Source organism: Culturomica massiliensis, assembly GCF_900091655.1.
GTDB lineage: Bacteria > Bacteroidota > Bacteroidia > Bacteroidales > Marinifilaceae > Culturomica > Culturomica massiliensis.
This window is the reverse complement of the sequence record NZ_LT594621.1, coordinates 2,204,395-2,230,201: the sequence shown is the minus strand read 5'-3', so window position 1 is coordinate 2,230,201 and position 25,807 is coordinate 2,204,395. Positions and strand designations below refer to the sequence as shown.

Genomic DNA, 25,807 nt, shown 5'->3' with positions numbered 1-25,807 from the left:
GGACCATCGTTAAAAAAATGATGCAAAAGTTTGCTGATTTAATTTAAAGCACTACTTTTGTGGACGCAATTCAGCACAGAACATCAAGGAGAGATGGGTGAGTGGCTGAAACCAACAGTTTGCTAAACTGTCGTATCCGATTAGGGTACCGGGGGTTCGAATCCCCCTCTCTCCGCCGAAGGTTAAGCCAAAAACAAGAAAAATCCCTGCTAATCAATGATTGGCAGGGATTTTCTCTTTCCGGCAGATAGCCCAAAGGCAAAAATTTGCACACTTTTCGGGAGACTATCCTATCTTCCGGAGTGCTATAAACGGGGGGATGGGTATCTAATATTTACAATGATTTTATGGTTCCGGAGGATATAAATTGTAAATATATTTCTACCTTTACCGCTATAAACAACGTGAGTTCATTCAGATCATTCTCTTCTGTGTATTTTTTTCGGAGTTTTAGCTCTGATTCTTTTCATTGTAGAACTAGACCGGTATAAGCTTTCTTTGTTCGGCGAATAAATGCCCCGATAGGTTCATGGTATGAATTAAAAAAAGGGGATATGTCAAATTTCAATGATTATGTAGATATGAGATCATTTTTTATTGGTAAATATGAAATTAAATTACCTATTATTCAAGGAGGTATGGGTGTTGGTGTATCGTTAAGCGGTTTGGCCTCTGCAGTTGCTAATGAAGGCGGGGTCGGAGTTATTTCGGCTGCCGGCTTGGGGTTACTTTATCCGCAATTCGGGGGAAATTATCTGGAGAAATGTATTTTGGGACTGAAAGAGGAAATTCATAAAGCCCGGGAAAAAACACAGGGGATAATAGGAGTTAATATTATGGTTGCCCTTTCTAATTTTTCCGATATGGTGCGGACGGCTATTGCCGAAAAAGCGGATATTATCTTTGCCGGTGCCGGCCTTCCCCTCAATTTGCCCTCGTTTCTGAATAAAGACAGTAAAACGATGCTGGTTCCTATTGTTTCTTCTTCGCGGGCAGCACAGGTGATTTGTGAAAAATGGGAAAACAATTACCATTATCTTCCGGATGCGCTTGTCGTGGAGGGACCTAAGGCTGGAGGACATCTCGGTTTTAAAAGCGAACAGATTGAAGACGAGCATTATTCGCTTGAACATCTTATACCTGAAGTGGTTGAAGTCGCTAAAACCTATGCCGGCAGAAAAAATATTCCGGTTATTGCAGCCGGAGGGATATCTACACCGGAGGATATTGCAAAATTTATACACTTGGGGGCTTCGGCTATACAGATGGGGTCGGTTTTTGTCCCGACCGAAGAATGTGATGCTTCCATTGAATTTAAGAAAGTATATATTGATTCGGGAGAAAAGGATATTCGTATTATCCAGAGTCCGGTGGGTATGCCCGGACGTGCTTTTGACGGTGAATTTATCCGGAAGGTGGCTGAAGGAAAAGAAAAACCGCGTTCATGTCCGTTTCATTGTATAAAAACATGCGATTATACCAAAAGTCCTTATTGTATCATCAAAGCCCTGTATAATGCGGCGAAAGGAAACATGGCGAAAGGGTATGCTTTCGCGGGGAAAAATGCCTATCTGGCCAGTAAGATAAGTAGTGTAAAAGAAGTTATCGAAAAATTGAAATCCGGTTTTTCTTTGGCTTAATAATGGCGGAAATGCTCTTTTTGCCTTATTTTATTGACGGTGAGTGGTAGTAAAATAACTGACCGTGAAATGGCAAGTATATATTGGATAAGGTTATTGCATATCGGAAAACAGGATTGAATACAATTGTAAATTCTTGACAATTAAGGATATCTTTTTGTTATTGAGGTGTTTGCAGATGAATTGAGTCCGGGGTATATCTGATTCTGGCATTTCGGATTATTTTATATTTTTTATAAACATATCCTGTTGTGATGCCCGGCTTTTTGCTAAATTCGTTTTATGATAATCAGTGCCAGCCGAAGAACCGATATTCCGGCCTTTTATTCACCGTGGTTTTTTAACCGGATAAAGGAAGGATATGTACTTGTCCCTAATCCGTTTGATGTTCATCGGATCAGCCGGATTAATCTATCACCAGTTGTGGTGGATTGTATTGTTTTCTGGACGAAGAATCCGGCTCCGATGCTCGATAATCTTGAATTATTGAAAGATTATAAATTCTATTTCCAGTTTACTTTGAATCCTTACGGGAGTGAGCTTGAGAATAATTTGCTCCGGTTTCATAAACGTATCGAAATATTTAAACGGCTTGCCGATAAGATCGGCCGGGAAAGAGTGATTTGGCGTTATGATCCTATTTTAACGAACGGGATCTATACGGTGCAATTTCACCGGGAAAAATTTGCAGAGACAGCGGAATTGCTGAAAGAACATACTGAAAAATGTATGCTCGGATTTATCGATCATTATCATCACATCCGGTCTGCTGTCGGTAAATTCAATATACGTCCTTTATTGTCTGAGGAAATCAGACAAATGGCTGTTTCATTCCGGGAGACAATAGATGCTTATCCTGCGATAACCCTGGAAACCTGTACCTCGAAAGTCGATTTATCGGCTTTCGGAATTTCTGCCGGATTGTGTGTGGATAACAGGCTTGTCGAAAAAATTACGGGATACCCCATTATAGCCCGTAAAGATAAAAACCAGCGTAATATTTGTGCTTGTGTGGAAAGTATAGATATCGGCACTTATGAAACCTGTTTGAACGGATGTATCTATTGTTATGCTATCAAAGGAAATTATGCCACAGCCCGGCGTAATTCGGCAAAACACGATAAAACATCTCCTTTGCTTATCGGTCGGCTGAATGAAGGAGATATCGTCAAAGAACGCGAAGTAAAAAGTCTTCGGACCGATCAACTCTCTCTGTTTTAATTATAAAAAATTTAACCGGTAATTTTGGGGGACAATAAGCCAGACTCGGAACAGAGTTTTTATTGTAGATATTTGGAATAATTTTTCATATTTGTTGTATGCTGCTTTCTTGATTAACAGGGGTATGTGAAATATGTATGTGTGTCCCGATTTTTTTCAAGATAGGGGATATAAAGAGCACTTTTTTCGTTTTTTGGGAATAGCGGAGAATGTGTTTATAAAAAGCAAAGTATGGTTATTAAGAATACGTCTTTGTTGAATCGTCTATTTATTCTTGTCTCTAACGGAGAATACAAATGAGAAGGAAGTGTCTGAAACTTGTTAGATACTTCCTTTCTGTTTATATCTTTTCGATATTCGTTATACCGGATGGCAATGCTCGGACTCCTGCTGTTGTAAATATTCCAGCCATACTTCCAGCCAGTCGTCTTCTTTATAGTTGATTATTTCCAAAGTTTTATCCTTGTCTTCAAAAGATTTGTTGTATTCTTCAATTTCTTGAAGTTGTTCTTTTTTCCATGTTTCATTTTCGATATACATGTCCCGGTAAAGATAACCGATGACCATGCCTAGAAGTAATGCGATAATTGTTGTACATATTGTTTTCATAATTTGAATATTAATTTAATACGAATGTCATCTCTACTTTTGCACCGTTTCGGGTAAATAACAAATTGTCGGTCAGAGTCATCATCAGATACAAACCTCTGCCTGTTGTTTTCATTAAATTTTCAGGAGTTGTGGGATTCGGAATGTGACTGAAATCAAATCCTTCTCCTTCATCTTCAACTGTTATGATCATTTCCCGGTTATTCATAGCAGCCGTCAATTTTACCGTTTTTTTTGAATCTTTTTTATTTCCGAATAAAATAGCATTGTTTACGGCTTCTATTACCGGAAGCATTATTCTGACCCGTAAATTTTCCTCTATCCCGAATTTATCAATCAGATTTTCAATGAAATCTTCAACTTCCGGAAGATTATTCAAGTCTGAAAATATCGTAAGCTCTGATTTACTCATTTGATCATATTTTAATTGTATATCTTATCTCTGGTTATCTAAATTTTACATATAAATTAAAAGCTGAATTCAACTTGCAAATGCAACAGAATTCTGATTAATAATTTGTTTAAATTTTTCGTTTGGCGTGAGGTATCCAAGTCTTTTACGAGGTCGATTATTGAGTTTATTTTCAATCCACTTAATCTGTTTGTTGGTTACTTCACTAAAGTCCTTACCCTTTGGGATATACTGCCTGATAAGCCCGTTGGTGTTTTCATTGGCACCACGTTCCCATGAGTGGTATGGTTTGCAAAAATAGAATTTTATTTCCAATTTTTGCGCAATTTCCTCGTGCTTTGCAAACTCCTTTCCATTGTCAGCCGTAATTGTGTGTATTAAGTTTTTCACTTTCCGCAGTGCCCATACTGCAATCTTAGCTACCGGGATGGCTTCTTTTCCCGACAACTTGCGTATCCAGACCCTGCTTGTTGCTCTGTCGTTAATGGTAAGAATGGCACCTTTGTGGTTCTTACCAATAATTGTATCTATCTCTAAATCACCAAATCTCTCCTTCAGTTCCACTATCTCGGGACGCTCATCAATATCCACCCTGCCTGGGATAAATCCTCGCCCTGCATTTTTAGAACCACGTTTGGCATACCTGCGACCTTGTCTGCGAAGATATTTGTGCAGTTTGCCACCCCGCCGCTTATCCTCCCAAATCCAGCGATATATCGTTTCGTGAGATACCATCGCAATTCCCTCCAAGCGGCTCCTGCCGACAATCTGCTCCGGGCTGAATCCTTTCTTCAACAGCTTTATTATCCGTTTTCTCATTGCCGGTGTAAGCACTTCCTTGCGATGTTTTTGCTGCTTGCGCCTGTCTGCTTTTCGCTGGGCAAGCTCCATGCTATAGCTACCACTTCGGGCGTCGCAATTGCGCTTTATCTCCCTGTAAACAGTGCTTTTATCTACTCCGATAGCTTCCGCTATTGCTTTTTTGCTCATCGGTATTTGCAACATCATAGAAATTGCATACCTTTGTTCCTCGGTTATATGTTTGCTCATCTGCAACTTTTTTTTCTTTGGACGGACAATTAAAGCAAAGATAGCAAACTTTATCCATTCAGAGTGAGAGAAAGGGGGACATTGTCTCTCTTTCCTCTCTGAAAAATAAATGTTTTTATTGCTTATTATCCGCACCCAAAAAGTTGCATTTATAAGTTGAACTCAAGAAAATATGGGACAATTGCACCACCTATCGTATACAAAATATTTTTTCATTCGTAACTCAATTTATAACTATGAGAACTAAGATAGAGTTAGACATAATTGCTCGGGTGAAGAAAATGAGAGAAGTGCACGGATATACACAAGAAGCTTTATCTTATGCTCTTGGGTTTGAGCGTACATTTATCAATAAGTACGAGCGAGGGCTTAGGTGTTATAATTACAATCATTTAAATGCCTTAGCTAAGATATTCAAATGCTCTCCTCGTGATTTCCTTCCCGAAAATCCTATATAAAAATCATTACTATAAATCAATTCAGTTGGAGAAATACGTGCAAAGGGCGCGAATTATATCCTCTATTTCGCGAGTACCGTAGGTATCGCCAAACACCAGTCTCTGCCCGCTCATAGATTCAATAGTTCACGCCCCATAGGGGAGTTAAACTATTTTGTTAAATCATCTGGCAGAGAAAAAAAATTGGCGATTTTACGATACTAGATTATAAACAAAAAGTTTTAACTCTTTAATTTTTATATTTAATATTTATTCTATTTCTGTTTCTTTTTCTTATTTTTAATATTGATTACATTATGCAAAATTAAAATAACTAAGTCTATTTGCAAATATAATCTTCTTATTTTAGTATAATATATATATGTTATGTTGTTTTTAAAGGAAGATTATTGGAATTGATAATGTGCTTTACGCTTCTGAAAGAGAGATATATGGACTAATCGGTTGATCGTGTAGAGAAAGATGATTTTACTAGATACAAAAAAAGTATTTGATATGTTATGAGACACATCAGATACTTTTTATGGCAGAAAATAAACAATTTAAAGTGGTAATTATTGAGGAACAATTTTAGTTTCCTCTTGGCGTTGGGTGTAATAAAATATACAGGTTACTTTTTGCAGGTCCGGGTACATATTTAGCCGGATGTATTTATATTGAGGTAATGCCTGCAACAATCTGTTGCGTTCGGCGTCATTGTAATTCCGGTTTATAATCCGGAGAATTGTTGTTTTGTCCGGGAGATCGGAATCACTGACCAATTTACGCAGGCCTGTCCAGTCTTCATTTATCATGTTGACGACAATGTGTTCAGGTGGGAGTAATTTACTTTCCTCTAATTGTTGTTTGATCGATAGGGCTCTTTGACCGGCCAGCCAGGCATTGAAATTCATATTGCCGATAGGTGAGCTGCTTCCGGTAATAACGATTTTATTTAATTTCATATCCGGATTGTTCCGGAGTGAATTTATCAGATCTTTCATAGCTTGCATACGTTCTACATTGCCGACATATTCCGGAGCGTAAAAATCCTGAGCAAGCGGATAGTAAAATTTAAATACAGCCACTTTCTCCGTTGTTATGGTATCTTTGGTGTATTGAATGGCTTCAGGCGTACTAACTAATTCCGGACCGGGGCCTTCGGGAAACCAGATAGCTCCATCTGCCAGGATGAGGGTTGCAGTTTCTTTTTCCCGGTCGCAGGCCTCTAAAATAATATCTGCCTGTAATTTTGACTGTGCCATCCACACTTGAAAGGGAATAGTGTCCGATAGTTCTATTTGCATACTGTCTTTCTCCGCTTTTAGATAAATGGCATTCGGAATCTCCCGGTAGTTACCGTTTAATTCTTCCAGTCTTTTCTCTTGCCGGATATTTTCGCGACCGCTAATGACGAGTGTAGGTAAGTCATAACGGTGTCCGGGTGTCAGAAAATAGGGCCTGTATATCAGCCGGGCGCAAGAATGAATATAATGTGGCGGGATATGCAGAGTATAAGCGATCTTAATCGTATATGGATCGGTTTGCTGATCGACGAATAGCTGCAATTTTTGGGGTGAGACAGTCACTCCCGGATGTTTGTCGGTTAAACGTGCAGCACTGCATAAAGACATAATGCATATAATTCCGAAACATACAGTTATAAACCTGTTCATTTTATCTGGCTTTAAAAAGGTACATAAAACTGATACTTAATTTGGTCGGTCCCCAATAATTACGGTGTCCTGAATCGATAAACCGTCCGCAGCGGTTCCGTAGGTATTTATCGTAGTCCAGATATGCATATCCGACGCCGATTTCTGTTTCCAGATTCCAGTGTTTTCCGATGATCCATTGATAGCCGTATGATATACCGCCGCCTGCAAACCAACCTTCATAGCGGTATTTTTCCAAACCTCCGTTGTATTTTCCTCCATGGGCATGTATGCCGATGAAATGTCCCATAAAACGCCGGCAGGTCCAGTAACGCCATTCGGGTTGTACTGCCCAATGCATGATCTTTTTGTTATCGCTAAAGCGGAAAGGATTGTAGGTCGCTGTTAAATCGAGAGTCTGCCGGGGCGCGAGTGCCATTTCTCCGCCGATATTCAGGGTAGTTGTAGCCCAATAGGCTGCATTGGTCTTTACGGCCCATTTCTGACCGTAAATCATTCCCGAAGTGAAGCAGAACAGTAACACGAGTATCTTTTTCATGTTGTTTTTTAGTTTATGAACCGTTTATTTTCCAGAATGTCCCCTTTTAATACGATGTGGGGGTACTCCATCCTCCGCTGAGTTTTAAATTATCAACGCCGAGTAACGGAAGGTTAAGCGGAACGGAGATGGTAATATTTTTAATCGGGCTGAGAACGAGATTTAAAATCGTATTGAGTATGGGTAATCCTCCTAATATACCGTTAATGTTAGCAATTTCCGTAAGTTGGACGGTGACACTGAGTGAATGGTTACCGTCGGTTTGTTGTGTATATGACTTCAAGCCCAGATCCAAAAGCGAATAGTCGGCCTTGTAACGGCGATTGGCAGGAACATTATAGGATAGCGGATCGTTGATATCGATAAATGCTCCGTTTAATAAAAGCGGACTGTCTACAATTCCGTCGAATACGACTCCACTCAACAAGCCTTTTTTTATTACATTGATTTTTCGTATATCGAATAAGTTGGAAAAACCTTTAATATACAAGCATTTTTGAGCAAAGAAGGTGTTGTTGACAAAATCGTAGCGGAAGTTGTGGAGTCCGGTGTATTTGTCTGTTACGTTCAGGTTGAAATCGATGGTTTTGGGGAAATCGTTGATTGTGACAATGGCCGTATGTGCCTGGCTGAATTCCCAGGGATTGAGCAGTTCTCCCAAAACTCCTAACAGACCGTTTTGATTCTCATTGGCTCCCAGGGTCGTACCGATCTGATTGACCAGTTGTTTTAGGAGACGGTTGTACAGCGTATCCGTAACCGGTTGTATCAGATTGGCAACAATCGGATTGACAATGGCATCGATACCTCCGAGCAGGCCGATCGTAATTCCGTCGACTCTGCTTCCGACGATATTTTTTATTTCTGTTGTCAATAGTCCCTGGGCTGTATTTTGAATGATATTTTTATACCCGATTTGGGTAACGATGTTATTGACCAGTTTGTTTAAAGCATCCTGTGCGTCTACGACATTCCGGTGTACATTCATCATCCCGATGATTCTTTGCAATAGAATATAGGGCGTCGGTGAAACATCTGAAAAAGTAACATTTGCCCAATAATATTCGGAATTATTTCGGAATTCGGCATTGGGTAAGGCTATCCGGGCATTGCTGTAGGTGGTGGTATAATTCAGTAATATATCATTGTAGTTTACTGCAGCAGAAGAGGTGGCATAAGGGAATTGCGTTTTTTCAGTATTCCCTAAAAAAACAGCCCGGTATGACCCTTTGGGCAGTGTGTCTTTTTGGGCGGCAAGAGGCCATTGGGTACTTGTACCGTTTTTTGAGAACACCAGGCGTTCCTTGACAAATTCTCCGGTAGATTTGTATAAAATATAGCGCAAAGATTGTACTCTGTAGGTGGTGTCGTTGATGGCAGCCCGGCTATCCGGAGAAAATCCGGAAAAAGTTACGACAAAATACCCTTCAGGTATATCTGCATCAGGAACCGGAGTAAATCCCGGATCATCTTCGGATGGCAATAATTCCGTTTTGCCGCAACCTGATAATAGCAGCAGGGCCAATAATCCGATGAGTGTCAAATGTAATTTCATATCAATAATCGTAAAAGTCAAGGTGTCGGGTTTATGCCGTCCCAGACATCATCTTCCAGGTTGATGTCACGGGTGATGACAAACCCGTAATTTATTTTGTCGTAGCCGGCAGAAACGATGACAGCATCGTTGGGGAGTAACATCAGTTTCCCGCCTTGTGTAACATTGGAATCTTCGATATACATCGTATATCGCTGGGTTAAAGAGCCGAGACCGATGTCCAGGTAAAAAGTCAGTTTATTGGTTTTGCCTGAAGGCAATAGAAATACACCGAAATCGACAGTCCCGTTGACTACGTTTTGTTGACGGATGACCCGGCTTTCATTATCTCCGGTCGTCTGTATAACTGTAATTGTCGTATCTGCGACCCGGATTGCTTTTACCATATTGTCGGCCAGTAAGGTTACTGAGTTCACATAGGAAGGAATATTGGTAATCTTCACTCCCAGGCCGCTGACGATACGTCCGAGGGTACCGCTCAGGGTAACTCCGTCGTCCGGAACGAATACAGTACCTAGTGTCGTACTTCCCTTAGAGGCAGTTCCATAACAGATAAAAAATTCAGGAACTTGATTGGGTAATTTCGGATAAAGTTGGAAATTCGCCAAAGTCGTCGGTAACGGTTGTGCCGAAAGAATCACCCGGTTACCACTACCGGAAGGGTTATTATGGTCGTAGTCTGCATGATTGTAACCGATAACCAATATCTTGTACGTTTTCGAGTTCTCGAGAGTGAACGATAGATTTGTAGATGGAAATACCGGAATATTATATTGCCGGGCAAGGGGCCAGACCGGAATAAAGTTGTCGTTTTGTGTATCGGGTAATGACAAATTTACTTTTTGGAAAGGGAGGACCAGGATCCGGTCTACCGAATGTGTCGCCACTCCGATATCCGATGATGCACGGGTACTCATGTCGGTATTCAGTGATAATTTCACCTCTACCAATCCTTTTTCGTTGAGTAGCTTATCGTCCGAACAAGCGGACAAACTCCAGCATAATATGCCCAACCACCAGATGCAGTGTATAACCTTTGTCATTCTATTTCGGTTTAATTTTGTCCGGTCCGTTTATTGTCGGTAATAGGGTTGTCTGAAAAGTTTTTTTTACCCGGTAAATAATGGTGTCGTGATATAAACATCACTATTCCGGACTTTTCAGACAACCTTAGAATTTTAATTGATAGTCAGATTATGAATGGTATTCCAGTTGGGATCTACCGTTATAACGATAACCTGATCTTTTAATAAGTCTACAGGAGCGTCGTCATCTCCGGGATCAGGAGTACCGCCACCGGTGACATCACCTTTGCTTACTTTTTGTCCCAGGCCATAAAAATGGTTAGCCGTAATATTGAACGTCGTGTTGCCATTGTCTTGTACACTCCAGGTTTTCAGGGCATTTCCGCTGGCGTCGTACAATCCTAATGTCAATGTAATATTACCGACGGGCAGCATGAAATTACCGTATAGTTGAGAATTGTCGACTTTTACGACTCCTTGTGCCGATAAATCGTTGCCGGTATAAACCCCTAAATCCGTATTTTTGGCTTGTCCGGAGAGGTCTGCATTGATCAGCATATAAGATGCATTCGTTGGGTTGCTTCCGTTACCGGTGGCCAGGATGACAGCCGTATCTGCATTTGTGAAAGTCAGACGTAAATATTTTACGGCACTCCCGTTTATATCGTAAGGAACATTTTTAAAATATCCCAATACACCGGCCACTTTCCGGGTCATTTGCATGGTTATCCGAATCCCTTGTGAAGATACCGTTACCGGTTTTGTTCCGGCGAAAATTTCAGATTCTTGTCCGGGAGTAGTTATGTGGGCAATCATATCGTTTATTTTGGTTGTGCCGACAACCGGTGTGGGAATTCTGTAGTTGTCCGTAGCCTCTCGTCCGATAGCCAAAAACTGGTAGTCGCCGGCAGCCAGCTTGTCGTTGTCCGGAACAGCAAAACGCATGAAGCTTGAACCTTTATTCCAACCCGATACGGTATAGGTTTTCAGGTAAAAATAGTCGGATGAACTGGCATTATAGCTGAAAACATAGATACTCACCCTTTCTATTTCCTGTATAGCCTCCTGACTATACAGCGGTCGTGTACGGGTTATTGCATTTCCGTCCGTCGGCTCATTTACTGCCGTTAGTTCGATAACCTGTCCTGAAGGTTCGTCTATTGAGGTGCCTTCCTCTTTTGAGCAAGCAAATATCAGTATACTTGCCGCCATTATTAAAAAAAACTTTTTCATCATTTGTCGTATTAGATTAATATTCATTCCAAATCCATATTGTGTTGTTGACTCCATCCTCCATCGGCGTATACCCATATTTCAATGCCACCTTCGGGTTTATAATTTATTTTTACGGATGAGATTTCATTTCTTTTTATTTTCAGAACGATGTCCGGTAAATACATAAACGGTCGTGTCGCGTCGGAACTGTAAAAAGCCAGTTTTAAAATCGATTCTTCATTTGCAGGCGTAGGGGCCGCATATAGGGACAGATTGGTAAGAGAAGACTGCTCCCGGGTAAAGAGTTTATTTACGGACGTTTTTACGGCATAATTCAGGGCGGGGTCCGTTTCTCCGTATACATTTTGCAGTTGCAGGCCAATTTGACTGACACTGTCCGGAACGCCTTCCAGTTGAATCATCAGATAACCTTTGGTCCGTTGTAATTCAATGGAGTGGTTTGTCGCTTTCGGATGGAAACTCAACGTATCTCCGCCTACATAAATATCAGTGCCTTCTGCTCCGTTCGGATGTAAAATCCGGCGTGAATCCGGAATGTCTGTCCTGGAAGAGGCTATTGTATTCCCAGATATGTCCAATATGTAATCTCCCTCTTTAAATGAAGGGAAAATAAGGGATGTTGTCTGGTCATTATGAGTGACCGGTTGTGCTGAAACGGTCGTTATCGGATTACCCGTAGTTTGTTCCAGTAAGCTGTATGAAAGATCCCTGACATACATTCTGAACGGCAGTTGCTCATCTACAGGAGAAAGACCTACAAAATCGCTGATATTGAAATAGTTTTTGTCTTTGACTTCCACTGTTACAGTGTAATCAAACGAACATTTATCCTTATCTTGTTCTTTTAGACAAGAGCAGAGACAAACAGATAGTAGTATGCCGATATAAGCAAATTTCATTTCATAACTTTTTTCTTCGTTACAAAACGAATTGTACGGAATTATGTTTATTGTTTGAGTGTTAAAAAACGGCTATACATATGAATAATCAGTAATTTTTCAGAGAGTATGAAAAATGCAGGCAGAAATAGGATTGTATTTCTGCCTGTAAAGAATCGCCGGGGGCTTATTTTATTGTCGGGCGGCATGATGTTTTTTCCGGAACAGCAGTAAGCCGATAATGGTGATCAGTCCATTGACCAGAAGTATTTCAAAGCCAAAACGATAGCCGTAGAATAGAGTGGTGGAGTAACGGTCGATCAATATGGTTAAAACAATCGATAGAGCTGCGATATAAGGGATGGCTTTATCATATACCTGAGTTTTATATAAAATACCGATAAAGAACAGTCCGAGTAACGGACCGTAGGTGTAGCCGGCAAATTTGAATATCGCATACACGACGCTTTCGTTGTGAAAGGCATTGAAAGCTACGATGACTAGTGCCACGATGACGGCATTGGCGAGATGTGTATAAAACCGGATGCGTTTTTGTTGTTGCTCGGTTTTGTTTTGTATGCCGTAAATATCCACGGTAAAGGACGTCGTCATGGCAATAAGGGCTGAGTTGGCACTTGAGAAGGCTGCAGCAATGACACCCAGCATAAAAAAGACACCGGTGGCTGCCGGTAGATATTGGGTTGCCAATAAGGGATAAATATTGTCGGTTTTGGCCGGAATAGGAATGCCGTTGATATTCATATAAATAAAAAATAATACTCCCAGACAAAGGAATATGAAATTGACAGGAATAAACGCGAGACTGAATGAAAGAAAATTCTTTTTGGCTTCTTTTATGTTTTTAAGGCTGAGGTTTTTTTGCATCATATCCTGATCGAGTCCGTTCATTACAATGGCGATAAAGATACCCGCTATGAATTGCTTCCAGAAATTGTTCGGGTTGGACCAGGGATCAGAGAAGTCGAATATTTGTGACTGTGGGTTCCCGGCAATTGCCGATACCATATCTCCGAAAGAGAAGCCGAGGGCTTTCTGAATGGAAAAAATCGTAAATATAACGGCAAAAATCAGGAAAAATGTTTGTATCAAATCTGTCCAGATAATGGTTTTGATACCTCCTTTAAACGTATAGGCCCAGATGATGAATACAGAAAAAAAGGCGTTAAAAATAAACGGAATATGCAAGGGTTCGAATATGGTGATCTGCAATACAAGGGTTACGATAAACAGTCGGAAAGCAGCCCCGATGATTTTGGATAAAAGAAATAGTACGGCACTCGTTTTATAGGCTTTATACCCGAATCGTTTTTCTATATAGGTGTAAATGGAGGTCAGGCTTAATTTGTAATAGAGGGGAAGCAATACCTGGGCAATAATCAGGTAGCCGGCAAAATTGCCCAATATAACGGCCATATAAGTCATTTTGGCGGGTGAGGACACCCAACCCGGTACGGAGATGAAGGTGACGCCGGAAAGAGTGGTCCCTATCATGCCGAAAGCTACGGCCCACCAGGGTGATTTATTGCTGCCTTTATAAAAATCTGCCGTGTCTGAATGTCGTGCCGTATACCACGAAATCAATAGCAGCATTACAAAATAAGCGATTAGAATGGAAATAGAAAACCAGGCATTCATAATTGTTCTTTTTCAGGGATTCGGAGATAACGGACGACGATAAAGGCTGGAATAGTACAAAGCATTACCCATAGAAAAAAACGGGGATAGCCTTTTGCTTCCTGTATGTAACCGGAAATCATTCCGGGCAGCATCATACCGAGAGCCATAAAGCCGGTACAAATCGCATAATGGGCTGTTTTGTATTTTCCCGCACTGAATAAAATGAGAAACAGGGTATAGGCCGTAAAGCCAAGGCCATAACCGAATTGTTCTACAGCAACACAGGAAGATATAAGCAATATATTTTCCGGCTGGGCATGAGCGAGCCAGACGTATACCAGGTTGGGTAAATTCATGGCGGCGGTCATCCACCATATCCAGCGTTTTAGACCGTTACGGGCGATAAGTATTCCTCCTGTAATGCCGCCCAGGGCCAGTGCGATGACACCGACAGTTCCGTAGATAAATCCGACAACGGAAGTTGAAAGCCCCAGGCCTCCGGCCGCGCGTTCATCGAGCATAAAGGGGGAAGCCAGTTTTAGTAATTGAGATTCTGCCAATCGGAACAATAACATAAACGCCAGTGCAATACCGATGTGGTCTTTTCGGAAAAAGCTGGCGAATGTATCCCAGAATTCCTGCCATATATTTTTCCCGCTTGCAGCACTGCGGTCTTCTGTGGGCCGGGGGAGTACAAACAGGTGATAAATGAAAAACAGAATAAAGAGAACGGACAGGAAGCCGATGGCAATTGCCCAGGCATAAGCGACGGGCATCTGTTTTTCGAGTTGTCCTGCCAGCATGACGGCACCGCCTTGGCCGACAATGAGTGCTAACCGGTAAAATGTGTTTCGTATGCCGACAAAATAAGCCTGGTCTTTGGGGTGGAGACCGATCATATAAAACCCGTCGGCGGCTATGTCGTGAGTTGCAGAACTGAAAGCCAGCAACCAGAAAAAGACCAGCGAGTACCGGAAAAAGTCCGGCCCGGGTAAAGAGAGGGCTACTCCTGCCAAACCGGTTCCGATAACCAGTTGCATGGTCGTGATCCACCAACGTTTGGTTTTGAAAAGGTCGACGATGGGACTCCACAGGGGCTTGATAACCCATGGCAGATAGAGCCAACTGGTGTATAAAGCCAGTTCGCTGTTGGAAATTTCCATCCGTTTATAAAGAATGGCAGAAACGGTTATGACAACGATATAAGGGATGCCTTCCGCTAAATAGAGGGAAGATATCCAATACCACGGGTTTATCTTGTCGGACGATTTATTCATAAGCTTTTAATATGTCGGTACCGGGAAAATAATGTTGCAGAATTTCCCGGTAATTATATCCTTTGGCACTCATCACTGCTGCGCCGATTTGACAAAGTCCTACGCCATGTCCCCAGCCGGCACCGCGTAAACGGAAACCGCTGGTTTTTCCGTTCTCCGTTATTTTCTCGACGGTAAATGCTGAACTGTATAAATGAGTCGGCGAGAGGGCTTTCCGGATAAGCAGTTCTTTACCGATAATCAATGTCTTCCGGGTACCCGTTATTTTCAGCCGTATCAATCGCCCCGACGCTCCTCTTTCGATAGGAATGAGATCGGTGACGGTCCCGAAATCGATGGATAATTTTTGTCTTATCAATTCGGAAATTTCTTCGGTTCGGTAAGAGACTTCCCAACGGAAAAAATTTGTGGTTTCCCGGTCATAATCGTTCAGTACTTCAGATAGTATATGGGTGTCGGTTGTGTTGCAGAATACGTCCGGATGACTTTCCACCCAGCGGGCGGTGTCACTTTCCCGGTGTATGTCGCATTGTCCGGGTTGTTTCGCGCTGTCATAAATAGCTTTGAGATAAGGATGGGGGCGGGGCTCCCATACATTTTCAAAACTTTCGGTAATACCTCCGCAGCATTTGGAGAAACGGGCGTCGCAAATCGTGTTGTTGTAATAAAGCACCTCTCCTCTGGTGGCGGCGATAGCTTCGCGTACGGCGGCTGTCGTCGCTTTTTGTATCCCTTGATAACGTTGGCAATGATCATCGGCACAAACGTCAAAATTCGTATGATCTTCCCGGTCGAACCAACGGATGTATTCGTCTTCCTTATGGATGGAAGATCGGTAACCGGCATGATCCCGGCGAATGGCTTTTGCCTTATTTTGCTGAGCCAGTAACCAGCTGCGTGAAATGACGGCATGGGTTTTCAATAACTCCAAAGAGGACGTCGCACTCATTTCGGACGAGATAACACTTTGCAAATAATCCTCGAGGTCGAGGATATTGATAACCCTTACCTGGCCGGATTCTTCAATGCAGGTGAGTGTGCCCTGGAATTGCTGGTTTTCTTTGCGTTCCCAGTGAAAATCAATGCCGATAGTCACGTCTGCCAGCTCGAAAAAAGAGGTGGCAGGCTCCACAGGACTGAAAGTTACCGGTAAGTTTACCGGTTCTTCGGTCGAATCTGCTTGTATGAAAAAGTCCTGTCCTTTTCGTATGAGGTCTATTTCTCCCCGGCAAATATTTCCGTTATCGGATCTTTTGTATGCGCCGTTGAAACGGACTTTTATTTCAGGTCGGGCGAGTATACCTACTTTTATTTCCATATTATCTGTCGCTTAAGTTCCTCCGTGCTGCGATTTCTGAAGAACGGATCCAGTCTTTGTAATAATTGTTTTTATTTTCCTGCTGGATACTGAGTGCAGCATCCGAATTACCTTCCCATCGGCGGCACAGGTATAGCGGTTCGAATATCCGGGCAATACGGTGACTGCGCGAAACGGCAAGAACTGCTGCGTAGTCTTCGCCGTAACTGGTATCGGGAAAACCGATATCCCGGATGATGGGTGTGAAAAATGCCCGAGGAGCACCAAATCCGTTGATGCGTAGTGCGTTGTTAGGTCCGTTTTCCGGGGTCCATTCCCGGTGATCGATCAGACCGGGCGGGATTTCCTGAAGCCGGAAATCGACCATACGATAGGAACCGATAACGGCAGCGGCTTTTTCCCGGTAGAAAGCGGTTACGATGCGTCGGATAACAGACGTATCGATATACAGGTCGTCGCTGTCGAGTTGTATGCAGAAGCGTCCGCAACGGGAATCGTGCAATGCCAGATTCCAGCATCCGCCGATCCCCAGGTCGGTCCGGTCGGGGATCAGGTGCACTAGTCTCGGATTTTTCCGGGCTATATCTTCCAATATCCGGGTTGTTCCGTCGGTGGAATGATTGTCTACGGCTAATACGTTAAAATCAAAATCTGTTGTTTGCTGCAGGGCAGAATGTACGGCATCGGCAATGGTCCGCTCCCGGTTGCGTACGGGGATGATAACGCTGGCTTCTACCGGAAAATTTCCGGTAGAAAAATCGGTGTCTTTTCTCATGGGGGGAAGCCAGGCTCTTGTATCTTTCAGATAGCGGGTACAGGCCTGCTCCATTTCAGTTTGCACTTCCCGGTTACGTGGGTTTACATAGTCAAATTGCTTTTCTCCGGTTCTGCGGATATCCTGTTCTTTTTCCGTATAGAGATATTCCGGAATATGTACGATATTGCCTTGCAAAGATAATTTCAACCGTAAATCGTACAGGGCTGCAGCATGGTAATGGATTTGCATAAGGGCAACCGCTTCCTTAAATTGCCGGGTGTCGATGAACCACAGCGAACCGAAATTGAAATCATCCCGTAGGCTGCCTTGTTGGTAACCGATCAATGGGTGAGAACATATCTGGCCGTTTTTATCTTCATAATAATCGGCATATACGAAAGCTGCGGAAGTGGCCCGGGCTATTTGAACAAATCGCTTTAAAGCCGTAGGCTTTAACCGTATCGTAGTCGGTTTGTTGGATAGTAATAAATAGGGCGTATCGCAGATATCCGACAGCCGGATCAATGTTTCTGTTTGGCAGAGAGAGCCGCCGCCTGTCGGCTGTAAATGGGGCAGAGGTGAAGACTCTCCTGCCAGATAAACGGTTTTTACCTCCGGATAGCCGGAAAATTCAGTGTAATTTTTCCGGATGTCTTCCGTGTGACTGCCGGTGATAAAGCAAGTAATTATTTTTTCCATAAACGACGCAGCTTACTTTATATTTTGCACGAAAACGATAACAAATTTAAACGGTAAAATTTATGCGGCGATAAATTTATCAAATATATGGCTTTTCCTGAAATAAATTCCCGTTTTCGGTTTTCGGTTTTTAAGATTGTTCTATCTTTGTTTAGAAGAATAAAGTAGTGCGATATGACTTATGTAATTGCAGATAGCGGTTCGACGAAAACGCAGTGGTGTGTGGTAAGTGACGGGAAGGAAGAAATGTATCATACGACGGGTATTAATCCGGTGTATTTGTCGGAAAGTGAGATTGTCGGCTTGTTGGAGCGGGAATTTGCGGGGCGGCCCCGTCAGGTAGGCCGGGTGTGGTTTTACGGTGCCGGTTGTGCTTTCCCGGAAAAAAATGAATTTGTAAGAAGGGCGTTGTGTCGTTGTTTCGGAACGGCAGAGGCTGAAGTGATGACGGACCTCGAAGGAGCTGCCCGGGCGCTGTGTGGCTGTAACCCCGGTATTGTCTGTATTTTGGGTACGGGGTCTAATTCCTGTTATTATGACGGAGAAATGATTCGTGAAAATGTTTCTCCTTTGGGATTTATTCTCGGGGATGAAGGCAGCGGGGCTGTCCTGGGAAAAAAATTGCTGGCGGATGTGTTGAAAGGCGTGGCTCCGGGAGAAGTGAAGCAACTGTTCTTTCGGGAAACCGGATTGACGTATGCAGAATTAATGGACCGGATTTACGGTCGCCCGTTAGCCAATCGTTTTTTGGCTACTTTTACTACGTTCCTGTCTGCGCATATCGATATGCCTTATATAGAGGGACTTGTTTCCGGCAGTTTCGACGAATTTATCCGGCGTAATATACTGCAATACAAAATGGCGCAGCAATTGCCGGTATCCTTTACCGGAAGTGTTGCCTGTGTTTTCCGCCCGCAACTGGAAAGACTGTTATTGCAAAACGGCTTACAGCCGGGGAGGTTTATGCCGGCCCCCATGCAGGGGTTGATTACATATCACCGGGACAGATCCTGAATTTCAGATTTCATTTGAGGGAAAATAAGATTTGAAAATTGGGAGAAAACGGCGGACCGGATAGAAATTGTAGTTTTGATTTTTTGGGGGTGTAACAAATCTGCCGGTTCCGGATTCAGTTGTGGAGTGGACGGAATCCGGAAGTCCGCTAAAAATCGTAAATCAAAAATCCTGTTTCTGCATTTGTTCCAGCACCGGTCTTAAAGAGGCGTAGGTTTTCGGTAAAATACGCGAAATATCGGCGGTTTTCAACCAGAATACTTCTTCAATATCTTCTTCGGTTTGTGGTGTCAGATGTTGGATAGGGGGGCAGTGCATGACAAACCAATAGGTGTGTTTCAGATGCCATTGCCCGTCCCGGTAATAGATATGCCAGGTATCGTTCAGGGGAATGTCTGTTTCCAGACCCTGTACACCGCATTCTTCGGTAACTTCGCGGACGGCACATTTTTCCGCATTTTCTCCGGGTTCGATATGTCCTTTGGGCAGATCGTACATGCCAAGCCTTTTTATCATAAGTATGGTGTCGTTTTGCCGGACGACACCTCCTGCTGCTCCGACTACTTTAAAGCAGGCTTTGAAATCTTCGAACAAACGGCTGATGTCCCGGTGATAAATCGTGATATGAAAAATTTCGTCCTGCTGTAATCGGGTGTAAATGTGATTGCAGGTCGTTGCCCTATCTGTATGGACGAAAGAGTCCGGAACATTTTTTAACCGGGATTGGTTATCGGTTAACAGAAAGGAGGATTCTTTAAAAAATACTTTGTACATTTGCGGTGTTATATTGGTTTCGGCCTTTAGGGGAAGAAACGACATAATGAGCATTGAATAATAACCTTACAAAAATAGTAAAAATGAGTACAGTTGCTGAAAATGTAGCCTTACATTTATTGAAAATCAAAGCAATTAAACTGGAACCCGCTCATCCGTTTACCTGGGCTTCCGGTTGGAAATCTCCGATTTATTGCGATAACCGGAAGACCTTGTCTTACCCGGAGGTACGTTCGTATATCCGTGATCAGTTTGCGGCTGTCGTACGCGAAAAGTATCCGCAGGCTGAAGTAATTGCCGGAGTTGCTACGGGAGCGATTGCCCAGGGGGTATTGGTAGCTCAGGAACTGAATTTACCTTTTATATATATACGTTCTTCTGCAAAATCGCACGGATTGGAAAATCTGATCGAAGGGGAATACAAAGCCGGACAAAAGGTTGTGGTTATTGAAGATCTGATATCTACGGGCGGTTCCAGCCTACAGGCTGTCGAGGCGTTGCGGAAAGCCGGTTGTGAAGTGTTGGGTATGGCGGCGATATTTACTTATGGTTTTCAGAAGGCAACCGATAATTTTAAGGCAGCCGCTTGTGAATTGACAACGTTGAGTAATTATAATGCGATGATCGATCTGGCCGTGAAGACGGGATATGTACAGGAGGCCGATGTCGAGAAGCTGAAAGAATGGCGGAAGAGCCCGGAAACATATCAATAAAAATCAGAAAGACAAGACATCACAGGGGAAAGTTGATAGCGTGAATGTTATGAAATGTTTTATTTATGGCAGAAGTAAAAATTGTAAGCGAGATTGTAAAAATTGACAGTACGATCGATAGCGTATATTCCTTTTTGTCGGATTTCAATCGTATCGGGACAGTGGTGAATATGGCAAAGCAAATGGGGGTAGGACAGGAGCAGATGAAAGAGGTGAGTGATAAGATCGAGGATATCCGTTTTGAAGAGGATAGATGTACTTTTAAAGTAAAAGGACTTGGGGATGTAGCAGTAAAAATAATAGAAAAAGAAGAACCTAAGCTGATAAAGATCGGGGGAGACGGGAGTGTGCCTTTTGAGTTTAACCTATGGATACAGTTGCTGGAGAACGGTCCTTACGATACGCGCTTGCGGCTTACTTTTCTGGCAGAAATGAATATGATGCTGAAAATGATGCTGAAAGGAAAATTGGAGAAAGGAATCAATCAGTTGGCGGAGGGACTTACCAAAATTCCTTATATGATGTTTAAATAAAAAAAGCGAATCGGAAGATTCGCTTTTTTTATTTCAGGCTCTTAGTTGTTGTGCATTGAGGTGGCTGAGTCGCTTCTCTGCATAAGCTTTGGTTACTGTAATGCTTTTTTGAGTCCCCGAGGGCACCTCATACATCAGATCAGTCATGATGGCCTCGCAAATAGAGCGCAATCCGCGTGCCCCGAGTTTGAATTCGACAGCCTTGTCTACAATATATTCATATACCTCTTCATCGAATTTCAGGGCAATGCCGTCCAATTCGAACAGCTTGATATATTGACGGATAATAGCATTTTTCGGCTCTGTCAGGATATTCCGCAATGTTGCCCTGTCCAACGGTTCCAGATAGGTCAGAATCGGAAGCCGGCCGATGATTTCCGGTATCAGTCCGAAAGCTTTCAAATCCTGGGGAGCGATATATTGTAAGAAATTGTCCCGGTCGATCATGGCATTATTCTGGCTGGCATTAAATCCGACTACTTTGGTATTCAGGCGTAATGCAATTTTACGCTCGATACCGTCGAAAGCGCCTCCGCAGATAAACAATATGTTTTTTGTATTTACGGGAATCATTTTTTGCTCGGGATGCTTACGTCCGCCCTGGGGAGGAACATTTACAACCGAGCCTTCCAGTAATTTCAGAAGTCCTTGCTGCACCCCTTCTCCGCTTACATCGCGGGTAATCGACGGATTGTCGCCTTTGCGGGCGATTTTATCCAGTTCGTCGATAAATACGATTCCTTTTTCAGCAGCTTCGACGTCATAGTCGGCTGCTTGTAACAGGCGGGTCAGGATCGATTCGATATCCTCTCCGACATACCCCGCTTCCGTTAATACCGTAGCATCCACAATCGTAAACGGCACGTGCAGCATTTTAGCAATGGTGCGGGCCAAAAGTGTTTTTCCGGTTCCGGTGCGTCCGACCATGATGATATTGGATTTCTCGATTTCCACATCGTCGTCCTGTCCCTTTTGGGTGAGTCGTTTGTAATGATTGTATACGGCAACAGCTATGTGTTTTTTAGCCTCGTCCTGTCCCACGACATATTGGTCAAGAAAAGCCTTGATCTCCATCGGTTTTTTTACTTCGATATTGTTCAGGTCGAGAGTCGATTTACTCTTCATCTCTTCTTTGACGATCTCGAAAGCCTGGGTAGCACACTGGTCGCAAATAAATCCGTCGGTTCCTGCAATCAATAAGTCGACTTCATTGCGGAAACGACCGCAAAACGAGCACTTATCCTGCATTTTCATTCTTTTTTTCTCTGATTAATACTTTATCGATCATGCCGTAGTCCATCGCTTCCTGGGCAGTCATCCAGTAGTCACGATCGGAATCTTTTTCTACTTTCTTATAAGGATTACCGGAATGGTCGGCGATGATTGTGAACAATTCTTTTTTCAGTTTTTGTATTTCCCGGGCTGTGATCTCGATATCTGAAGCTTGCCCCTGGGCTCCTCCCAGCGGCTGATGGATCATGATGCGGGAATGGCGCAAAGCCGAGCGTTTTCCTTTTGTACCTGCGGTCAGCAGTACGGCACTCATAGAAGCTGCCAGGCCTGTACAGGTCGTTGCAACATCACACGATATGTATTGCATGGTATCGTAAATCCCCAATCCGGCATAAACCGATCCTCCGGGGCTGTTGAAATAAATCTGGATGTCTTTTCCGGGATCGGAAGTTTCCAGAAACAGCAATTGAGCCATGATAATGTTGGCGACATCGTCGTCGATAGGTACACCGAGGAAGATAATGCGGTCCATCATCAAGCGGGAAAAAACGTCCATTGAAGCAATATTCAATTGACGTTCTTCAATGATATTCGGGGTTAAATAGCTATTGGTCACAGATTGGAATTTTTCCAGTGTCAAACTGTTGATCCCTTTGTGTCTTACAGCATATTTCTTGAATTCGTCTTGTGAAAACATATTCTATTTTTTTAATTCAGACGGCTAAATTACAAAAAACTAACCGAACAAAAAAAGATTTTCTACATACCGTGTTTTATACCGGCTTTGATCAGAAGTTTGTTGACAGGATAAGAGGTCAGGAAACCGGCACACATGGCGAGTTGCATGATAAACCAAAATTCCCAGGAGGTTTTCGGTGGAAGGAAACCGCTGTTGAATCCGAAAATAAACAGAGCCATGCAACCGTACATACCTGTTTGCCAGGCAGTGAGTGAAAGAAAATCGACTTTAAATGCTTTCCGGATACCCTGAAGTATCGGTAAATGTTCCATTGATTGTATCGCTGCATATTGAAAAAATATACCGATGATTAAGGCCAGGATATAGTCGAGTACCCATTGGCCGGCCAGCAGGCTGCCGCCGATATACAGAGGGATAAAGAAGGTGAACCATTCCCCGGTGATATCGGCTAATGAGCATCCGGCTCCGCAATGAAGTGTCGAAAGGGTTGTTTGCTGCCAATGGGGGCGGATGGTTTTATTATTTATGTGATTTCTGTTCATTTCAGACCTATCCATTCCGGGCATATCGTTCATATTCATCGAAGAATCAGAACGCGCGGATGCTTTCCCGAAAGCATAATAGGCCCACAGGGCCAGCCAACTGGCCCAAAGTCCGGTCAGTGGCCATACGGCTTCCATGATTCTCATCGGTTGCGGGTGTTTCCGTATATGCAAGGCGATAATTCCGGCACATACGAAACCGGATATGACAAAAAAAGCTGAGATAATCTGAAGGGTTGTCATTGTATTTTTGTTTTTTTGTTTAACGAAGTTTCCGGTAAAAGGTTGAATGCTTAAAGGGAAAGTATAACGTTTGTTGTTCTGTTGCTTTGGTTCGGGACGATGTATATGTGTCGGTAAAAAAGACACAACAGCTTTTTATGATACTTGTGATTTTTCACTTTCCAAGCTAAAATATACGGCGTTTTACGATGTTCTTTTTAAAGAATGTAAACTCACGGGAACGGATTTTTCTTCCTGCAATCTTTTTTCCTCTTTTCGTTTCGGGCAATGTCAGATGCGTTATGTCAATTTCAGAAGGATGAAAATGATAAAAACGTCTTTTACAATGTGTGATATGGCAGGTGCGGATTTTGCAAATGCCAATCTGCAAGGAAGTTTTTTCGGACAATGTGATTTGTCCGGAGCGATGTTTCATAATACGGACCTTACGGCGGCCGACTTTTCTATAGCCTATAATAGGGTTGTTATTCCCGGAAATAATAAGCTGAAAAATGCCGTTTTTTCCCGTTTCAACATAGAAGGGTTAGTTGTTCATCTGGGAATTAAACTGAAGGATTGAATGAAAGATATTGATTTGTAGGTAAATAGGGTGTGAATTGCATTTTTTCCGGATCGATGTCAGCTGTCGCTTCCTCGCGATATATGAGGTCGTCTATAGCTCATTCTTGTCTGTAAAATCTGCCGGATCTGGCCTGAAATTGTAAACCGGCAATGAAAACATGAGGCTAAAATAAAGAGGGAATCAGCAAAAATGCCTATTAAAATTTGAGAAAGAATGTTCATTTTTGCAGCGAAAAAAATGATAAAAAAATGAAGCGATTTAAATTAACGGAAGATTGGACGGCTACGGTTGTCGGGTGGTTGATTATTTTATTGATTGTGTGTCAGTTTAAACCGACCTGGCCTTCGTTTGCATGGCCGGATGCAGAAATATTGTTGAATAAGGTAATAGCCTTGGATAATGTCGGGCATTCCCTGATCGTATTCGGTTTTATGTTTTGTCTGGCGTTGATCGCCGGTTTGTTTTCCGGTAAGAGATGGACTGCAGTGGTTTACAGTTTCCCGGTCGTCTTTTTTCTGACGTTGATAGCGATGGTTGTCGGCGGCAATAAATTTTTAAAGACCTGGGGATTCGAAACCGTGATATTCAGTTTATTGCTAGGACTTTTTATCAGTAATATATTTACCTTGCCGAAATGGTTGAAAGATTCGCTTTCTTCTGAACTTTTTGTAAAGATCGGATTGGTATTGCTCGGAACAAATGTTTTATTCGGTGATTTACTTGAAGCGGGAGCTCTGGGATTGATCCAGTCTTGTGTCGTGGTGTTTGTGGTTTGGAATTTTTGTTTTTGGCTTTGCCGGAAAATGAAAATCGATAAAGAAATGGCTTTGATGTTGTCGAGTGCCGTATCTATTTGCGGTGTGTCGGCAGCGGTTGCTACGGCCGGAGCTATCAAGGGAGATAAGAAAAAACTGTCTTATGTCGTGTCGCTGGTAATGGTGGTAGCGGTGCCTATGATTATTATATTACCTGTACTGGCGAAGTTAATGGGGTTGTCGGAACCGATGGCCGGAGCCTGGATCGGAGGTACGATCGATACGACAGGAGCTGTTGCGGCTACGGGGGCAATTTATGGGGACGTAGCTTTGCAGACGAGCACGATTGTAAAGTTTTCACAGAATGTATTGCTGGGAGTGGCTGCTTTTGCCATCAGTATTTATTGGTCGTATACGAAAAAAGAAGGTGTTGAGGAAGAAAAACCGGGTTTAAAGGTGATTTGGCTGCGGTTCCCGAAATTTGTCCTGGGTTTTGTGGCTGCTTCATTGATTTTTTCCTTTGCGGTATCACCTGAAGTCGTCAAAGAGACTACTCCTATTTTGAAAAATATTCAGGGGATGTGGTTTGCTTTGGCGTTCACCTCGATTGGTCTGGAAACCGATTTCCGCAGTTTACTGACCTCGGAAAACAGGCGCTCTACCTATGCTTTTATCGGCGCACAGACATTCAATGTGTTTTTTACGCTTTTAATGGCTTGGTTATTGTTCAGCGGAATTTTGACTGCATAAGGACAGAGCCCCGGTGAAGGGG

Annotated in this window: 25 protein-coding genes and 1 tRNA gene; 9 read left to right on the top strand and 17 right to left on the bottom strand. The window is 42.8% G+C overall.

Translation table 11 applies throughout. The annotated features are described in order from the left end of the window. The first annotated feature begins 87 nt into the window (after positions 1–87). From BN8908_RS10820 to BN8908_RS10810, 3 genes are all read left to right on the top strand, one after another. A tRNA-Ser gene (locus BN8908_RS10820) sits at positions 88–175 on the top strand. Positions 176–581: 406 nt separating this feature from the next. After that, positions 582–1,640, top strand: a complete 1,059-nt coding sequence (locus BN8908_RS10815) for an NAD(P)H-dependent flavin oxidoreductase (RefSeq protein WP_068692228.1) — start codon at positions 582–584, stop codon at positions 1,638–1,640. A gap of 282 nt (positions 1,641–1,922) precedes the next feature. After that, positions 1,923–2,861 (top strand): DUF1848 domain-containing protein, encoded by a 939-nt coding sequence (locus BN8908_RS10810; RefSeq protein ID WP_068690561.1) that lies wholly within the window; start codon positions 1,923–1,925, stop codon positions 2,859–2,861. 360 nt (positions 2,862–3,221) lie between these two features. On the opposite strand, the gene BN8908_RS10805 is transcribed toward BN8908_RS10810, so the two are convergent. The 3 genes from BN8908_RS10805 to BN8908_RS10795 all read right to left on the bottom strand — a co-directional run bounded on the left by BN8908_RS10805 (position 3,222) and on the right by BN8908_RS10795 (position 4,932). After that, positions 3,222–3,470, bottom strand: a complete 249-nt coding sequence (locus BN8908_RS10805; protein WP_021986888.1) for a hypothetical protein — start codon at positions 3,468–3,470, stop codon at positions 3,222–3,224. A 10-nt stretch (positions 3,471–3,480) separates the two neighbouring features. Next, entirely contained in the window at positions 3,481–3,882 is a 402-nt protein-coding gene (locus BN8908_RS10800) for an ATP-binding protein (protein WP_021986887.1), read from the bottom strand. Positions 3,883–3,951: 69 nt separating this feature from the next. After that, positions 3,952–4,932: an IS30-like element IS4351 family transposase gene (locus BN8908_RS10795; RefSeq protein WP_005794072.1), complete on the bottom strand. Its 981-nt coding sequence runs from the start codon at positions 4,930–4,932 to the stop codon at positions 3,952–3,954. A 236-nt stretch (positions 4,933–5,168) separates the two neighbouring features. On the opposite strand from BN8908_RS10795, the gene BN8908_RS19160 reads away from it, so the two are divergent. After that, entirely contained in the window at positions 5,169–5,390 is a 222-nt protein-coding gene (locus BN8908_RS19160; protein ID WP_021986886.1) for a helix-turn-helix domain-containing protein, read from the top strand. Between the two features lie 554 nt (positions 5,391–5,944). Here the strand turns inward: BN8908_RS19160 and BN8908_RS10790 are convergent. From BN8908_RS10790 to BN8908_RS10745, 10 genes are all read right to left on the bottom strand, one after another. After that, the gene (locus BN8908_RS10790; RefSeq protein ID WP_068690559.1) at positions 5,945–7,045 is read right to left on the bottom strand and encodes an OmpA family protein; all 1,101 of its coding nucleotides are present in this window, start codon (positions 7,043–7,045) and stop codon (positions 5,945–5,947) included. Position 7,046: 1 nt separating this feature from the next. After that, entirely contained in the window at positions 7,047–7,583 is a 537-nt protein-coding gene (locus BN8908_RS10785) for a DUF3575 domain-containing protein (protein WP_068690555.1), read from the bottom strand. A gap of 46 nt (positions 7,584–7,629) precedes the next feature. Next, entirely contained in the window at positions 7,630–9,138 is a 1,509-nt protein-coding gene (locus BN8908_RS10780; protein WP_068692227.1) for a hypothetical protein, read from the bottom strand. Positions 9,139–9,155: 17 nt separating this feature from the next. Further along, entirely contained in the window at positions 9,156–10,181 is a 1,026-nt protein-coding gene (locus BN8908_RS10775; protein ID WP_068690554.1) for a hypothetical protein, read from the bottom strand. Between the two features lie 135 nt (positions 10,182–10,316). Next, positions 10,317–11,396, bottom strand: a complete 1,080-nt coding sequence (locus tag BN8908_RS10770) for a FimB/Mfa2 family fimbrial subunit (RefSeq protein ID WP_068692226.1) — start codon at positions 11,394–11,396, stop codon at positions 10,317–10,319. Positions 11,397–11,419: 23 nt separating this feature from the next. Further along, positions 11,420–12,298, bottom strand: a complete 879-nt coding sequence (locus BN8908_RS10765) for a hypothetical protein (protein WP_068690553.1) — start codon at positions 12,296–12,298, stop codon at positions 11,420–11,422. A gap of 171 nt (positions 12,299–12,469) precedes the next feature. Beyond that, the gene (locus BN8908_RS10760; protein WP_068690552.1) at positions 12,470–13,933 is read right to left on the bottom strand and encodes a sodium:solute symporter; all 1,464 of its coding nucleotides are present in this window, start codon (positions 13,931–13,933) and stop codon (positions 12,470–12,472) included. After that, on the bottom strand, positions 13,930–15,192 hold the full coding sequence (locus tag BN8908_RS10755) for an MFS transporter (RefSeq protein ID WP_021986733.1): 1,263 nt from the start codon (positions 15,190–15,192) through the stop codon (positions 13,930–13,932). The genes BN8908_RS10760 and BN8908_RS10755 overlap by 4 nt, the downstream gene beginning before the upstream one ends. Then, positions 15,185–16,510 (bottom strand): SpoIID/LytB domain-containing protein, encoded by a 1,326-nt coding sequence (locus BN8908_RS10750; protein ID WP_068690550.1) that lies wholly within the window; start codon positions 16,508–16,510, stop codon positions 15,185–15,187. The genes BN8908_RS10755 and BN8908_RS10750 overlap by 8 nt, the downstream gene beginning before the upstream one ends. Position 16,511: 1 nt before the next feature. Next, the gene (locus tag BN8908_RS10745; RefSeq protein ID WP_068690548.1) at positions 16,512–17,966 is read right to left on the bottom strand and encodes a glycosyltransferase family 2 protein; all 1,455 of its coding nucleotides are present in this window, start codon (positions 17,964–17,966) and stop codon (positions 16,512–16,514) included. Between the two features lie 174 nt (positions 17,967–18,140). Between BN8908_RS10745 and BN8908_RS10740 the strand changes: the two genes are divergently transcribed. Further along, a complete protein-coding gene (locus BN8908_RS10740) occupies positions 18,141–18,980 on the top strand; it encodes a hypothetical protein (protein WP_068690546.1) in 840 nt (279 codons plus the stop codon). Positions 18,981–19,142: 162 nt separating this feature from the next. Here BN8908_RS10740 and BN8908_RS10735 read toward each other — a convergent pair whose 3' ends face one another. Further along, positions 19,143–19,754, bottom strand: coding sequence for an NUDIX hydrolase (locus tag BN8908_RS10735; RefSeq protein WP_068690543.1), 612 nt, complete (start codon positions 19,752–19,754; stop codon positions 19,143–19,145). Between the two features lie 83 nt (positions 19,755–19,837). On the opposite strand from BN8908_RS10735, the gene pyrE reads away from it, so the two are divergent. After that, positions 19,838–20,467, top strand: coding sequence for an orotate phosphoribosyltransferase (gene pyrE, locus BN8908_RS10730; RefSeq protein WP_068690542.1), 630 nt, complete (start codon positions 19,838–19,840; stop codon positions 20,465–20,467). Between the two features lie 65 nt (positions 20,468–20,532). Then, complete coding sequence (locus BN8908_RS10725; protein ID WP_068690539.1) at positions 20,533–21,000, top strand: hypothetical protein; 468 nt, start codon at positions 20,533–20,535, stop codon at positions 20,998–21,000. Between the two features lie 33 nt (positions 21,001–21,033). On the opposite strand, the gene clpX is transcribed toward BN8908_RS10725, so the two are convergent. The 3 genes from clpX to BN8908_RS10710 form a co-directional block, all read right to left on the bottom strand. Next, positions 21,034–22,248, bottom strand: a complete 1,215-nt coding sequence (gene clpX, locus BN8908_RS10720) for an ATP-dependent Clp protease ATP-binding subunit ClpX (RefSeq protein WP_068692222.1) — start codon at positions 22,246–22,248, stop codon at positions 21,034–21,036. Further along, a complete protein-coding gene (clpP, locus tag BN8908_RS10715; protein WP_021986741.1) occupies positions 22,238–22,930 on the bottom strand; it encodes an ATP-dependent Clp endopeptidase proteolytic subunit ClpP in 693 nt (230 codons plus the stop codon). The genes clpX and clpP overlap by 11 nt, the downstream gene beginning before the upstream one ends. Before the next feature lie 62 nt (positions 22,931–22,992). After that, positions 22,993–23,718: a DUF4396 domain-containing protein gene (locus BN8908_RS10710; protein WP_068690537.1), complete on the bottom strand. Its 726-nt coding sequence runs from the start codon at positions 23,716–23,718 to the stop codon at positions 22,993–22,995. 70 nt (positions 23,719–23,788) lie between these two features. On the opposite strand from BN8908_RS10710, the gene BN8908_RS10705 reads away from it, so the two are divergent. Together BN8908_RS10705 and BN8908_RS10700 are read left to right on the top strand one after the other, a co-directional pair. Next, positions 23,789–24,277 carry a pentapeptide repeat-containing protein gene (locus tag BN8908_RS10705; protein ID WP_068690535.1) on the top strand — a complete coding sequence of 163 codons (489 nt, stop codon included), beginning with the start codon at positions 23,789–23,791 and terminating at the stop codon, positions 24,275–24,277. A 251-nt stretch (positions 24,278–24,528) separates the two neighbouring features. Beyond that, a complete protein-coding gene (locus tag BN8908_RS10700; RefSeq protein WP_021986744.1) occupies positions 24,529–25,785 on the top strand; it encodes a YeiH family protein in 1,257 nt (418 codons plus the stop codon). Positions 25,786–25,807 lie beyond the last annotated feature (22 nt).